The sequence below is a fragment of the Microbacterium sp. MAH-37 genome (assembly GCF_009758255.1).
Lineage (GTDB): Bacteria > Actinomycetota > Actinomycetes > Actinomycetales > Microbacteriaceae > Microbacterium.
This window is the reverse complement of sequence record NZ_WSEN01000009.1, coordinates 157,456-171,566: the sequence shown is the minus strand read 5'-3', so window position 1 is coordinate 171,566 and position 14,111 is coordinate 157,456. Positions and strand designations below refer to the sequence as shown.

At 68.9% G+C, this 14,111-nt stretch carries 11 protein-coding genes; 6 read left to right on the top strand and 5 right to left on the bottom strand.

Going from position 1 to position 14,111, the window contains the following annotated elements; translation table 11 throughout:
• Window positions 1–12 precede the first annotated feature (12 nt).
• Together GON06_RS13050 and GON06_RS13045 are read right to left on the bottom strand one after the other, a co-directional pair.
• Window positions 13–2,310: a ComEC/Rec2 family competence protein gene (locus tag GON06_RS13050; protein ID WP_332837519.1), complete on the bottom strand. Its 2,298-nt coding sequence runs from the start codon at window positions 2,308–2,310 to the stop codon at window positions 13–15.
• A 3-nt stretch (window positions 2,311–2,313) separates the two neighbouring features.
• Window positions 2,314–2,913 carry a ComEA family DNA-binding protein gene (locus tag GON06_RS13045; protein ID WP_332837518.1) on the bottom strand — a complete coding sequence of 200 codons (600 nt, stop codon included), beginning with the start codon at window positions 2,911–2,913 and terminating at the stop codon, window positions 2,314–2,316.
• A gap of 296 nt (window positions 2,914–3,209) precedes the next feature.
• Here GON06_RS13045 and holA point away from each other — a divergent pair, with 296 nt between their 5' ends.
• Window positions 3,210–4,265 (top strand): DNA polymerase III subunit delta, encoded by a 1,056-nt coding sequence (gene holA / locus GON06_RS13040; RefSeq protein WP_157312715.1) that lies wholly within the window; start codon window positions 3,210–3,212, stop codon window positions 4,263–4,265.
• 65 nt (window positions 4,266–4,330) lie between these two features.
• On the opposite strand, the gene rpsT is transcribed toward holA, so the two are convergent.
• The gene (gene rpsT / locus GON06_RS18805) at window positions 4,331–4,591 is read right to left on the bottom strand and encodes a 30S ribosomal protein S20 (protein ID WP_332837517.1); all 261 of its coding nucleotides are present in this window, start codon (window positions 4,589–4,591) and stop codon (window positions 4,331–4,333) included.
• Between the two features lie 249 nt (window positions 4,592–4,840).
• Here rpsT and GON06_RS13030 point away from each other — a divergent pair, with 249 nt between their 5' ends.
• Window positions 4,841–6,214, top strand: a complete 1,374-nt coding sequence (locus GON06_RS13030) for a GH1 family beta-glucosidase (protein ID WP_232528466.1) — start codon at window positions 4,841–4,843, stop codon at window positions 6,212–6,214.
• Window positions 6,211–7,458, top strand: a complete 1,248-nt coding sequence (locus GON06_RS13025) for an MFS transporter (protein WP_332837516.1) — start codon at window positions 6,211–6,213, stop codon at window positions 7,456–7,458. Before GON06_RS13030 ends, GON06_RS13025 begins: the two co-directional genes overlap by 4 nt.
• On the opposite strand, the gene GON06_RS13020 is transcribed toward GON06_RS13025, so the two are convergent.
• Window positions 7,397–8,131: an alpha/beta fold hydrolase gene (locus GON06_RS13020; RefSeq protein ID WP_157312713.1), complete on the bottom strand. Its 735-nt coding sequence runs from the start codon at window positions 8,129–8,131 to the stop codon at window positions 7,397–7,399. The two genes, GON06_RS13025 and GON06_RS13020, sit on opposite strands and share 62 nt — an antisense overlap.
• Window positions 8,132–8,135: 4 nt before the next feature.
• Window positions 8,136–9,989: a translation elongation factor 4 gene (lepA, locus tag GON06_RS13015; protein WP_157312712.1), complete on the bottom strand. Its 1,854-nt coding sequence runs from the start codon at window positions 9,987–9,989 to the stop codon at window positions 8,136–8,138.
• A gap of 239 nt (window positions 9,990–10,228) precedes the next feature.
• Here lepA and GON06_RS13010 point away from each other — a divergent pair, with 239 nt between their 5' ends.
• From GON06_RS13010 to GON06_RS13000, 3 genes are read left to right on the top strand one after another with little or no spacing between them, the layout of a single operon-like run.
• The gene (locus tag GON06_RS13010; protein WP_157312711.1) at window positions 10,229–11,212 is read left to right on the top strand and encodes an ABC transporter permease; all 984 of its coding nucleotides are present in this window, start codon (window positions 10,229–10,231) and stop codon (window positions 11,210–11,212) included.
• Window positions 11,212–12,144: an ABC transporter permease gene (locus GON06_RS13005; RefSeq protein WP_232528465.1), complete on the top strand. Its 933-nt coding sequence runs from the start codon at window positions 11,212–11,214 to the stop codon at window positions 12,142–12,144. Before GON06_RS13010 ends, GON06_RS13005 begins: the two co-directional genes overlap by 1 nt.
• Window positions 12,141–14,084 (top strand): ABC transporter ATP-binding protein, encoded by a 1,944-nt coding sequence (locus GON06_RS13000; protein WP_157312710.1) that lies wholly within the window; start codon window positions 12,141–12,143, stop codon window positions 14,082–14,084. The genes GON06_RS13005 and GON06_RS13000 overlap by 4 nt, the downstream gene beginning before the upstream one ends.
• Window positions 14,085–14,111: the final 27 nt, after the last annotated feature.

The following is a 14,111-nucleotide window of genomic DNA, read 5'->3' as shown; positions in this document are numbered from 1 at the left end:
TCCGGACGAACGTCACGGATCGTTGCTCTCAGTGGGCCCCGGACGAGGGAGGCGTTCCGTCCACACCGCGACGCCTCCGTCCCGCAGGCCGAGCAGGACGCGACCGCTCTGATCGGTGCGGAGGATGCGGGCGTTCAGCGCGGTGAGGAACCCGAGCGTCTCAGCGCGCGGATGCCCGTAGTCGTTGCCCTCACCGACGCTGATCAGCGCGATGCGCGGCTGCAGCTGCGCGTACAGGCCCGGGTCCTGGTCCTTGCTGCCGTGGTGGGCGACCTTCACGACCGCGTAGGGTCCGCGCACCCGGCCGCTCGCGACCAGCATCCGCTGCGGCACGGCAGACAGGTCGCCGAGGAAGAGCGACCGAGGGACCCCGCCGCCGCTGAACTCGACGACGACGCTCGCGTCGTTGCCGGAGGTGAACGCTGCAGACGCGGGTGGTGGCCAGAGCACCTGCCACCGGGCGCCGCCGAGCACACCGTGCCGGCCGGCGGCAGCGGGCACGAGCCGGGCGCCGGCGGATGCCGCATCGCGCAGCATCCGCTCGTCCTTCGCCTCGGCCGGTGGACCGTGCAGCAGCGCGGTGGTCCGGCCGCGCACGGCGTCGAGCCCGCCGGCGTGGTCCTGGTCGTAGTGGGTGAGGACGAGCACATCGATGCGGGGCACGCCGAGCTGGGCGAGACAGTCCGACAGCGCGCCGGGGTCTGGGCCGGTGTCGATCAGGGCGACACGTCCCTCCGAGCGCACCAGCAGCCCGTCTCCCTGGCCCACATCGCAAGCGGCGATCGACCAGTCGTCCGGCGCGGTCAACGTGGCCAGCGGTCCGGTGAGCAGGATGCGGGCACCGCCGAGCGCGACGGCGACGGCGAGCACCAGCCCGGCAGTCCCGCGCAGTCGCGCCGAGCCGGATCGGGCGATCAGCACGGCGATGGCCGCACTGATCAGGGCGGTCACCGCCGCAGTGACGGGACCCGCGATGACGGGGATCACGGCGCCGGGCAACCCGGCGCTCACGGTCGCGGTCGTCGCGATCCAGCTCGACGGCAGCCACGCGGTGGCGGCGAGCAGATCCGCCACGGCGGGTACCGCCGAGGTCAGGCAGGCGAGGAGGCCGATCACCGTGGCGAGCGGCGCGGCGGGCTCGGCGATGAGATTGGCGGCGACGCCCACGATCGATTGCTGCTCGGAGAAGAGGGCGACGATCGGCCCGCAGACCAGCTGCGCAGCGAGCGGGACGGCGAGGGCGAGGGACACGGGTTCCGGCATCCATCGCGACATGCCGCGACTGAGCGGCCGAGCCAGCAGCAGGAGTGCCGCGGTCGCCGCGACCGACAGTGCGAAACCCGGCGAGGCCGCCAGCCAGGGGTCGCCGACGAGGATGCCTGTGACCGCGACCGACAGCATCGCAAGACCGGCGCTGGGTCTGCCGAGCAGCACGGTGAGCATGGCCAGTGCCGCCATCACCGCTGCGCGGATCACACTGGGCTCGGGCGTGACGAGCACGACGAAGGCTCCCAGCGCCGCGAGCGAGATGAGCACACGTACGCGGCGGCCACCGCCGCACAGCGCGACGATCCAGAACACCGCGGCGACGACGATCGCGCAGTTCGCCCCGCTCACGGCGGTCAGGTGCGAGAGGCCGGAGGCCAGCATGGCCGCACTCAACTCCTCGCTGACTGCGCGGGTGTCGCCGACCGCGAGGCCCGGCAGAAGGCCGGCACCGGGTTCGGGGAGCGTCGTGGCCCGGTCGATGAAGTCGGCGCGGGTCTGCGCGGCGATCGCGAAGATCCCGGATGCCGGCCGGCTGACCTCTCCGGTCGTCGTGAACACGACCAGAGCCGCACGCTCGCCGGCATCCGTGACCTTGGCCTGACCGATGACGGTGAGCTCCGCGCCGAGGTCGACGCCGTGCTGCGGGTCGATGCCGATCCGCACCGGGACGGCGAGCGCCTCGGCATGCCCCGGTGGGCCGATGGTCACCGTGCGCGCGTCGAGCCACAGTCGTCCGTCCGCGCCCACGGAGGCCGACGAGGAGACCACGGCGATGACCTCGACGGCTCGCCCGGCGAACGCCGCGGCACGGTCGCGCGCCGGGTGCGCGGCCGCCGCGGACAGCGCCACGGCGGCAGCGCAGAGCAGACTGAGCACCACCAGGCCGGAGCCGCGCCGGTGCCGGACCGTGCTGAGGGCCCAGGCGATCGCGGCGAGCACCGCACCGGCCGCCAGCGCGAGGGACGTGCCCGGCAGCAGCACGGCCAGCAGTGCGAGCAGCCAGACGGATGCCGCCAGAACGGCGCTGCGCAGATCCTTCACCGCTCAGACCTTCACCAGATCACGCAGTCCGGCCAGGAGCTTCTCGCCGATCCCGGGCACCGCCAGCAGGTCGTCGACGGAACGGAACCGGCCGTTGTCGTCGCGCCAGGCGATGATGCGCTGGGCCAGCGCCGGCCCGATCCGTGGGAGGGCTTCGAGCGCCGCCTGATCGGCGCTGTTGAGATCGACGAGACCGTCGCCGGGCTGCTGCGCGGCACCCTCGGCACCAGGGGTACCCTTCGGCGGCACGACCACCTGCTCACCGTCGCTGAGCGGTCGGGCCAGGTTGACCGCGGCGAGATCGGCCGCGTCCGTGGTGCCGCCGGCCGCGGCGAGGGCGTCGACGAGCCGGGCATCCGACTCCAGCACGTACAGTCCGGGCTTCTCGACCTCGCCGAGGACGTGCACGTACAGTCCGGCCGGGGCACCCGACTGGGTCTCGTCCTCGATCGGGACGACGTCCGACGGAGAGGCCTGGCCGCGCAGGATGCCCCAGCCGACCGCCGCGGACAGCACGACGAGGCCCAGGACGACCGCCGCTCCGATGCTCAGCCGCAGTCGCCTGCGCGCCGGGGCGGGGTCTGGGGCATCCGGGGTGGGCACTCCGCAACCGTAGGACCGGTCGGATGCGCGAATCCGTCGCTACCCCATGATCGGTGAGAAGCCGTCCAACCGCCCCACCTGTGGATCACGAGTCGCCCACGCCCGCTGCACCAGGTGGCCCCCTCGCACCCCTCCGGCCGCCTCAGTCCTCCCTCCGCTCGCTTCGAATCGCGATTCAGCACGCTCTGGGATCGCCTGAGCGTGCTCAACTGCGACCGGGGCGAAAGGACGGTGGGGCCGGAGCTGGGCCGTGGAGCGACCGGTGCGTGTCGGCACCCGCCGGTAGGCTGGAAAGCATGGCAGCAGCTCCTCGTTCATCCGCACGTGGGGGAGCGGCGAAGGCGCCGAAGATCCCCCAGGTGTCCTGGCGGGAGCCCCGCCCCGCTCCGATCGTGCTGGTCTCCGGTCCCGAGGAGATCTGCGCCGAGCGCGCGATAGCCGGCATCCGCGACTACCTGCGCGCGGAGGACCCCGCACTCGAGGTCAGCGATGTCCGCGCCGACGACTACGCGCCCGGCACTCTGCTCTCCCTCACGTCGCCGTCGCTGTTCGGCGAGCCCCGTCTGGTGCGCGTCGCCGGCGTCGAGAAGGCGTCGGACGGGTTCATCCAGGAGGCCGTCTCATACCTCGAGAACCCGCAGGAGGGTGCGACCGTGCTGCTGCGGCACACGGGCGCCACGGTCCGGGGAAAGAAGCTGCTCGACGCCGTGCGCGCGGGCACCGGCGAAGGCATCGAGATCGCCTGCCCCGCCGTCAAGCGCGACAGCGATCGGGTCGACTTCGCCGCGGGCGAGTTCCGCGCGGCGAAGAAGCGCATCGCTCCGACGGCGCTGCGCGCGCTGGTCTCGGCTTTCGCCGACGACCTCACCGAGCTCGCCGCGGCCTGTCAGCAGCTGATCGGCGACGTCGAGGGCGATGTCACCGATGAGGTGGTCACGCGCTACTACGGCGGCCGCGTCGAGGTCTCGGCCTTCGTCGTCGCCGACACCGCGATCGCCGGCCGCTACGGCGAGGCGCTCATCGCGCTGCGGCACGCGCTCGCCTCCGGCGCAGACCCTGTGCCGATGGTCGCCGCCTTCGCGATGAAACTGCGCACCATGGCGAAGGTCGCGGGCCTGCGCGGCTCCGGCCGCGAGCTCGCCTCGCAGCTGGGCATGAAGGACTGGCAGATCGATCGCGCCCGCCGCGACCTCTCAGGCTGGAACGAGCGATCGCTCGGCATGGCCATCCAGGCCACCGCGCGCGCCGACGCCGAGGTCAAGGGCGCGTCGCGCGACCCGGTCTTCGCGCTCGAGCGCATGGTCGCCGTCGTGGCGACGAGGGAGCCCTTCGGAGAGTCCGTCGATCGCTGATTCGGCCGGAGCATGAAGAAGGCCCGCCATCCCCGAGGGGAGGCGGGCCTTCTTCAGAAGTCTGCTCAGAGAGCGGCGACCTGCTTGGCGATGGCCGACTTGCGGTTCTTCGCCTGGTTCTTGTGCACGACGCCCTTGCTGACGGCCTTGTCGAGCTTGACGGATGCGGTGGAGAGCGCGGCCTCAGCGGCCTCCTTGTCGCCGGCGACGACGGCCTCGCGGGTCTTGCGGACCCACGTCTTCAGCTCGCTCTTGACGGCCTTGTTGCGCTCCTGCGCCTTCAGGTTGGTCTTGTTGCGCTTGATCTGCGACTTGATGTTTGCCACGTGCGGGTGCTTTCTTTCGAAGGAGTGTTGGAAGTGCTGCCGGAAGGAGAGGGGTTCCGAACAGCGGTCGTGAGGGAAGAACCCACACGCAAGCCAAGAACCAAGCTTACCAGCACTGCACCGCTCCGCGCGAAACGTGCCGGACGCGGCGAGGCGATCCAGACACGCGCATGCGGAACTCGGTCGCATCGAGGTCGGTACCGGGTGCAGAATACGGGAATACTGCCGACGCAGATGTCGAGGAGAAGCATGCGACCCGATTCCGCACCGCCCGCGTTCCCCGCGGGCTTCCGCTGGTCCGCCGCGACCGCCGCCTTCCAGATCGAGGGCGCCCGAGGCGCCGACGGGCGGGGCCGTTCCATCTGGGACGACTTCGTGGAGACGCCGGGGCGGGTGCGCGACGGATCGACGGCAGAGCCGGGTCCGGACAGCTATCACGGCGCGGCCGAGGACGTCGCGCTGCTCACGGGGCTCGGCGTCGACCGGTACCGCTTCTCGATCTCCTGGACCCGCGTGCATCCGGGCGGATCTGGACCTGCGAACGCGGCCGGGCTGGCGTACTACGACCGCCTGGTCGATGCACTGCTCGGTGCCGGCGTCACTCCGTTCCCCACGCTGTACCACTGGGACCTGCCGAGCGAGCTCGAGGCCGAGGGCGGCTGGCTGAACCGCGACACGGTCACCCGCTTCGCGGACTTCACCCGCACGGTCGCCGAGGCTCTCGGAGATCGGGTGAAGCACTGGTACACGATCAACGAGCCGGTCTCCACTTCGCTGCAGGGTTACGCGATCGGTGAACTCGCCCCGGGACGGCAGCTGCTGTTCGAGTCGCTGCCGTCGGTGCACCACCAGCTGCTCGCGCACGGCACGGCCGCCGGCATCCTGCACGACCACGGCGCAGAGCAGGTCGGAATCGTCAACAACCACACGCTGGTGATCCCGGAGGCGGAGCAGGATGCCACAGCCGCCAACTTCTACGACATCCTGCACAACCGCATCTTCGCCGAGCCGGTGCTGCTCGGCAGTTATCCCGATCTCACGACCCTCGGCGTCGATCTGCCGATCCGAGACGGCGACCTCGAGACCATCTCGTCGCCGTGCGAGTTCTACGGGGTGAACTACTACAACCCCACCACCATCCGCTCAGCGCCGCCGGAGTCCCCGATCCCGTTCCAGCAGGTGCCGACGCCGGGCGCGGCGACGACCGGGTTCGGCGAGCTCTGGCCGATCGTCCCGCGGTCGCTCACGGGGTTCCTCGTCGATGCGAAGCAGCGCTACGGCGATGCACTGCCCCCGGTGATCGTCGGTGAGAACGGAGCGTCGTTCCCCGAACCCGACCAGGCGGACGCGCCGCTCGACGACGACGACCGCATCGCCTACCTCGACGGGCACATCCGCGCGATCGCGGACGCGATCGCGCAGGGCGTGGAGGTGCAGGAGTACACAGTGTGGAGCCTGCTCGACAACTTCGAATGGGCCGACGGGTTCACGCAGCGGTTCGGCCTCGTCCACGTGGACCAGGAGACCTCGGTGCGCACGCCGAAGGCCTCCTATGCCTGGTATCGCGACCTCATCGCGCAAGTCCGCGCAGACGTACAGATCAGGACAGGAGAGCCGCAGTGAGCACGACCGCGACCCGCAGGGTCGGAGCCGGCTGGCTCTCGCTGTTCACCCTCGCCTGGCTGGCGATCTGGACCGTGCAGCTGACGCCGCTGCAGCTGCTGCTGCCGGATCAGCTCGACGCGAGCAACGCCGAGGGCCACTGGGTGGTCGGCGTGGTGTGGTCGGGCATCGTGCTGTCGGTCGGCGGTCTCGCCGGCGTCATCGCCGCGCCCGTGGCGGGCCGGCTCTCCGACCGCACCCGCTCGCGCTGGGGACGGCGCCGGCCCTGGGCGGTCGGCGGATCGCTCCTCGCAGCACTCGGGCTGATCGTCACGGGCCTCGCTGACGGGCCATGGCTCATCGGCGGCGCCTGGGTCATCGTGTCGATCGGCCTCGCAGCCGCATCCGCCGCGTTCACCGCGATGATCGCCGATCAGCTCACCGAGCAGCGCGGGTCGGCCTCCGCAGCGGCCAGTTCGGCTCAGGCCGCCGGCATCGTCGTGGGCGTGGGCGCCGTGGTGCTGCTGGGCCTCGGCATCACGGCGTCGTATCTGATGCTCGCAGGGATCATCGCCGTGATCGGCGTCGGCACCGCCGTGCTGCTGCCGGATCCCGGCCCCGCCCACGTGCTGCCGGTCCGGACGCAGGCGCGGCCGTCGTCGCTGCGCGACCCCGACTTCCTGTGGCTGCTGATCAGCAGGCTGGTCGTCAACGTCGGGAATGCGCTGGGCACCTCGCTGCTGCTGTTCTTCCTGCTCTACGGCATCGGCTTCTCGAAGACCGAGGCGGAGGACAACCTGCTGGTGCTCATCGTGATCTACACGGTGTTCGTCGTGATCGCGTCGATCATCGCGGGCATGATCTCCGACCGCACCGGAAACCGTCGCACCCTGAGCGTCGTCGCCGCGGTCGTGCAGGCCGTGTCGGGCCTGGTGATCCTGTTCAGCCCGACCTTCGTGATGACGGCCGTCGCCGCCGCGATCATGGGCGCGGGCTACGGCGCATACATGGCGGTGAGCCTGGCGTTCAGCACCGATCTGCTGCGCGACCCCGAGGACCACGCGCGCGACCTCGGCATCGTCAACGTCTCGGCGAATCTCGGTCAGCTGCTCGGACCGCTGATCGGCGCAGGGCTGGTCGCCCTGGTCGGCGGGTTCTGGCTGCTGTTCGCGGCGGCGGCGGTGCTGTCGCTCGCCGGAGCCGTCATGACGCTGATGGTGCGTCGTGGTCGATCGTCGCCAGCGCCACTCCCAGTACGGCGTTGAACACCCGGGGGCGCATCGCGGTGACCAGGTGGGCCGTGCGGGGCACGACGATCAGCTCCGCCTGCGGAGCCAGCCGCAGGAACAGCCGCTCATGCGTGCGCAGTTGATCGAACTGACCGTTCACGAACCACAGCGGGATCCGGATGCGTGACACGGACTTCGCGAGATCGAGCGTGCTCAGACTCTTGAGCGCGACGTCCTGGGCGTCGAGAGCGTAGCCCCCGGCCCCGAAGTCGGGGCGGGTCTCCACGGGGATCGTCGCATCCAGCACTCGCTCGGAGAGCCAGGAGCCGCGATCGGGGAGGCGGTCGAGCGACCCGGCGAGGAAACGGTACATCGCGAGGGCGGCGCCGCGTGGGATCGCCGAGCAGGATGCCGCGATGAGTGCCGCCACGGGCGGCCTCTCCTCCCCGCCGGTGTATGCCAGCGAGAGCAGTCCGCCCATGGAGTGCCCGACCAGCAGGACGGGGCCGCGGGTCGCGGCATCTCGCACGGCGTGGTCGATCGTGGACAGCGCCTCGTGCAGCGTGAAGTCCTCGTCCATGCGCGTGCCGTGACCGGGCAGGTCGACGGCGACGGCGGGCACCCCGACGCTCTCGAGATACTCCAGCTGCGCCCGCCACATGGTCGCCGACGTGCGGATGCCGTGCACGAGAACGACCTGCGGCGTCATGGCCCTACTTCTTGTCCTTGCCCTCGACGTCACCCGACAGCGCGGCGATGAACGCCTCCTGGGGGACCTCGACGCGACCGACCATCTTCATGCGCTTCTTGCCCTCCTTCTGCTTCTCGAGCAGCTTGCGCTTGCGGGTGATGTCGCCGCCGTAGCACTTGGCGAGCACGTCCTTGCGGATCGCGCGGATGGTCTCCCGGGCGATGATACGGGCGCCGATCGCCGCCTGGATCGGCACCTCGAACTGCTGTCGGGGGATGAGCTTGCGCAGGCGCTCGGCCATCATCGTGCCGTAGGCGTATGCCTTGTCGCGGTGCACGATCGAGCTGAACGCGTCGACCTTCTCGCCCTGCAGCAGGATGTCGACCTTGACCAGGTCGGCCTCCTGCTGCCCTGCGGGCTCGTAGTCGAGGGAGGCGTAGCCCTGCGTCTTCGACTTGAGCTGGTCGAAGAAGTCGAACACGATCTCGCCGAGCGGCATCATGTAGCGCAGCTCGACACGCTCCTCGGAGAAGTACTCCATCCCGAGCAGCGATCCCCGACGCGATTGGCAGAGCTCCATGACCGTGCCCACATAGTCCTTCGGGAGCAGGATCGCCGTCTTCACCACAGGCTCGGACACCGAGCCGATACGGCCGTCGGGGTACTCACTCGGGTTCGTCACGGTCACCGTCTCACCGGTGTCCGAAGTGAGGACCTCATAGATCACACTGGGGGCGGTGGTGATGAGGTCGAGTCCGAACTCACGAGAGAGCCGCTCGGTGATGATCTCCAGGTGCAGCAGTCCGAGGAATCCGCAGCGGAAGCCGAAGCCGAGCGCGACCGAGGTCTCCGGTTCGTACTGCAGCGACGCGTCCGAGAGCTTCAGCTTGTCCAGCGCCTCGCGCAGCTCGGCGTAGTCGCTGCCGTCGATCGGGTAGATGCCCGAGAACACCATGGGCTTGGGGTCGGTGTACCCCGCGAGAGCATCGGACGCCGGCTTGCGCGCCGTGGTCACGGTGTCGCCGACCTTCGACTGACGCACGTCCTTCACGCCGGTGATCAGGTAGCCCACCTCGCCGACGCCGAGACCCTTCGAGGGGATCGGCTCGGGGCTGGAGACGCCGATCTCGAGAAGCTCGTGATTCGCGCCTGTCGACATCATCTGGATGCGCTCGCGCGGCGACAGGCTCCCATCGACCATGCGCACGTAGGTGACCACGCCGCGATACGCGTCGTAGACCGAGTCGAAGATCATCGCACGCGCGGGTGCATCGGCATCGCCCACGGGCGCGGGGATCTCCTGCACCAGACGATCGAGCAGATCCTCCACGCCGGCGCCGGTCTTGCCCGACACGCGGAGCACGTCCTCGGGGTTGCCGCCGATGAGCGACGCGAGCTCCTTCGCGTACTTCTCCGGATCGGCCGCGGGGAGGTCGATCTTGTTCAGCACCGGGATGATGTGGAGATCGTTCTCCAGTGCCAGGTACAGGTTCGCGAGCGTCTGGGCCTCGATGCCCTGGGCGGCGTCGACGAGCAGGATCGCGCCCTCGCACGCGGCGAGGGATCGCGACACCTCGTAGGTGAAGTCGACGTGGCCGGGCGTGTCGATCATGTTGAGGGCGAACGTCTCGCCGTCGATCTCCCACGGCATCCGGACGGCCTGGCTCTTGATCGTGATGCCGCGCTCGCGCTCGATGTCCATGCGGTCGAGGTACTGCGCGCGCATGTCGCGGTCCGAGACCACGCCGGTGATCTGCAGCATCCGGTCGGCGAGGGTCGACTTGCCGTGGTCGATGTGGGCGATGATGCAGAAATTGCGGATCTGCGCAGGCGGCGTCGAGGCCGGCTGGTGCGGGGTGAGGGCGCGTGGTGACATGTCCGCTCGATTCTACGTGGCGGGGGAGCGGATGCTCGATTCCGGCGAGTCGGTGATAGTCTCGCGAAGTTGCCCACCCCGATCCGGTGACACCGGATCTCATCCGGGGCACGACTCCGTAACAGTGACGTACGCCGCGTTTGCGCGGCGGGCGTGTGTCGGGCGATGCTTGTAGCTATCCGACTCAGCGCCGCGTCGGCGATCCCGTGCGCGCCTGTAAAGAGAAAGAATCACCAACCTTGATCAAGTATCTCGTGCGCCGCGCCCTCGGCTGGCTGCTCATGATCGTGGTTGCCACCAACGTCACGTTCTTCCTGGCCTGGGGCTTCCTCGATCCGCGCAGCAACTACGTGGGCCGGCGTCCTCCGCTCTCCGAGGAGCAGATCAACAATCTGCTTCAGCCGCGAAACCTGGACAACACTGTTCCGCTGATGCAGCGATGGTGGACCTGGTTCAGCGACATCATCTTCCACTGGGACTGGGGGATGAGTCCGACCGGCGGTTCGGTGAACGAAGAGGTCTCCTACCGGATGTGGATCAGCGCGGAGCTCGTGCTCGGTGCAACGATCATCATGGCGGCGCTCGGAATCTGGCTCGGCGTCTACACTGCATCGCGGCAGTACAAGCTCGCCGACCGGATCGGTCAGGCCACGTCGATCATCACGATGAACATCAACATCATCGTCGCGGGCCTCGCGGTCGTCCTCCTCGCGATCAACTTCAACGAGTGGGTCGGCGTGCGCGTGTTCTACGTGACGGGCTCCTCGTCACAGGGGGTGACCGGGTTCTTCCCGACATTGGTCGACACGTTGCAGCACGTCACGCTGCCGACCATCGCACTGGTCGTCATCGGCTACGCGCAGTACCACTTCCTGCAGCGCTCGCTGCTGCTCGACAACATCAGCGCCGACTACGTCCGCACCGCGCGCGCCAAGGGCCTGACGAAGCAGCAGGCGATCCGCAAGCACGCCCTGCGCACCTCGCTCATCCCGGTGGCCGCGCAGGTCGCGTTCACGATCCCCACGATCTTCACGGGCGCCGTCCTGACCGAGACGATCTTCGCGTGGAACGGCATGGGCCGGTACTTCCTGACGACGATCAATGGAAACGACATCAACGGTGTGGTCGCAGTCGCCGCCTTCGGCGCCCTGCTCACCGCGATCGGCGCGCTGCTCGCAGACATCGCCGTCGTCGTGCTCGACCCGCGAGTGAGGATGAGCTGATGAGCACTGAAATGATCGATCCCGCAGTGCAGCCGCCCGTCGGCCCCGACACCACGGCGGAGCGCACCCCGGGCAAGTCCCTCTCCAAGATGGCGCTGTACACGCGCCGCTTCATGCGCAACAAGCCGGCCGTCGCCGGCATCATCATCTTCGCCGTGCTGGTGATCATGTCGATCGTCGGTCCGCTGCTGTCGCCATACGGCGTCACCGACATGGACTTCCTGAACCTCACCTCGCCGCCGTCGGCCGAGCACTGGTTCGGCACCAACGGCTCCGGCAACGACAACTTCACGCAGACCCTCGTGGGCCTGCAGCGCTCGCTGATGATCGCCGTCACGGTGTCCATCGGCACCACGGTGATCTCGGCGATCGTCGGCACCGCGGCCGCGTACTTCGGCGGGACGACCGAGCGCATCATCCTGCTCATCATCCACTTCATGATGGTCGTGCCGACCTTCCTGCTCCTCTCGATCGTCTCGAACGACTCGGGCGGCGTCTGGTGGATCATCTCGATCGTGATGATCTTCACCGGCTGGTTCTTCCCGGCTCGCATCATCTGGACCATGGCGCTCTCGCTGCGTGAGCGCGAGTACGTCCAGGCGGCGCGGTACATGGGCGTCGGCGGCATGAAGGTCGTCGTCCGTCACCTGGTGCCCAACATCGGCTCGCTGCTCGTGATCAACTTCACGCTCGGCATCGTCGGTGCGGTGACTCTGGAGTCCGGTCTGTCGTTCATCGGCTTCGGCGTGAAGATCCCGGACGTGTCGCTCGGCTCGCTGATCGGCAGCGGCAGCGGCACCATCACCAGCGCACCCTGGCTGTTCTACTTCCCGGCGCTCGCCCTGACCCTGCTGACCGTGTCGATGGCACTGGTCGCCGACGGTCTCCGTGACGCCCTCGATCCCACTTCGTCGGCAGGAGGCCGCGCATGAGCGCCCCCGCATCCAGTACTGTCCTCTCCGTCCGCGATCTCAAGGTCAGCTTCGGCTCCGAGGCCGGCCGCGTGGACGCCGTCCGCGGCGTCTCGTTCGATCTCGAGGCCGGCAAGACGCTCGGCATCGTGGGCGAGTCGGGTTCCGGCAAGTCGGTCACCTCGCTCGCCATCATGGGCCTGCTCGACGAGAACGCGAAGGTCTCCGGGTCGGTCGTGTTCGACGGGCAGGAGCTGCTCGGCAAGACCGACAAGCAGATGTCCGTGATCCGCGGCAACGGCATGGCGATGGTCTTCCAGGACCCGCTGACGTCGCTGACGCCGGTGTTCACGATCGGCGACCAGCTGATCGAGGCGCTCACCGTGCACCGCAGCCTGTCCCGCGAGGACGCCGAGAAGCGCGCGATCGAGCTGATGACGCTGGTCGGCATCACGAACCCCGAGAAGCGCATGAAGGCCTTCCCTCACGAGTTCTCGGGCGGCATGCGCCAGCGCATCGTGATCGCGATCGCGATGGCGAACAACCCGAAGCTGATCATCTGCGACGAGCCCACCACCGCGCTCGACGTCACGATCCAGGCGCAGATCCTCGAGCTCATCGAGAAGGCGCAGGACGAGACCGGCGCCGCGGTGATCATGATCACGCACGACATGGGAGTGGTCGCGCGCACCGCCGATGACGTCATCGTGATGTACGCCGGCAAGCCGGTCGAGCACGCCGAGGCGCGCGAGCTCTTCCACCGCACGCGCATGCCCTACTCGATCGGCCTGCTGGGCGCGATCCCTCGCGTCGACAAGGCCGAGAAGGAGCCGCTGGTCCCGATCAAGGGCAACCCGCCGCTGCTGATCGACCTTCCGGACGCCTGCCCGTTCGCGAACCGCTGCCCGATCGCCGTGGCGGCCTGCCGCACCCGTGAGCCCGACCTGGTCTCGATCGACACCGGCGCCGGCGAGTTCCACGAGGTCGCCTGCATCCGGGCCGAGGAGATCTCCGACGGCGGCCTCATCGGCGGCCTGCCGGTGTACCCCGTGCGCGAGGTGCCCGAGAGCGAGCTCACCCGCACCCCGCGCGAGGAGCGTCCCGTGACGCTCGAGGTGCGCAACATGACCAAGACCTTCCCGCTGCTCAAGGGCGCGCTGTTCAAGCGCAAGGTCGGCGAGGTGCACGCGGTCAAGGGCATCAGCTTCGACGTCCGCGAGGGCGAGACCATGGCGATCGTCGGCGAGTCCGGCAGCGGCAAGACGACGACTCTGCTGCAGATCATGGATTTCGCCAAGCAGGAGGACGGCGATCTGATCATCGGCGGCACGAACGTCAACGACATCAAGCACGCCTCGCAGGAGCGCAAGCTGCGTCGCGACATCCAGATCGTGTTCCAGGACCCGATGGGCGCGCTCGACCCGCGCATGACGGTGACCGACATCATCGCCGAGCCGCTCTACGCGATCGGCACCTCCAAGAAGGAGGCGATGCACCGCGTCGAGGAACTGATGGATCTGGTCGGTCTGAACCCCGCACACCGCGACCGTTTCCCGGGCGCGTTCTCGGGCGGCCAGCGTCAGCGCATCGGCATCGCCCGTGCACTGTCGACGAAGCCGAAGATCGTCGTGCTCGACGAGCCGGTGTCCGCGCTGGACGTGTCGATCCAGGCCGGCGTCATCAATCTGCTCGACGAGCTCAAGGTGAAGCTCGGTCTGTCGTACCTGTTCGTGGCGCACGACCTCTCCGTGGTCAGGCACATCGCCGACCGCGTGGCCGTGATGTATCTCGGGGAGTTCGTGGAGCACGGTGACGTCGATGACGTGTTCGACAACCCGCAGCATCCGTACACCCAGGCGCTGCTGTCGGCGATCCCGGTTCCGGACCCCGACATCGAGCGGACGCGCACCCGGATCGAGTTCGATCCGGCGACGATGTCGACTCGCCCGCTGGCGGTCTGAGACCCGTTTCCGGCCATCTGGCTGTGG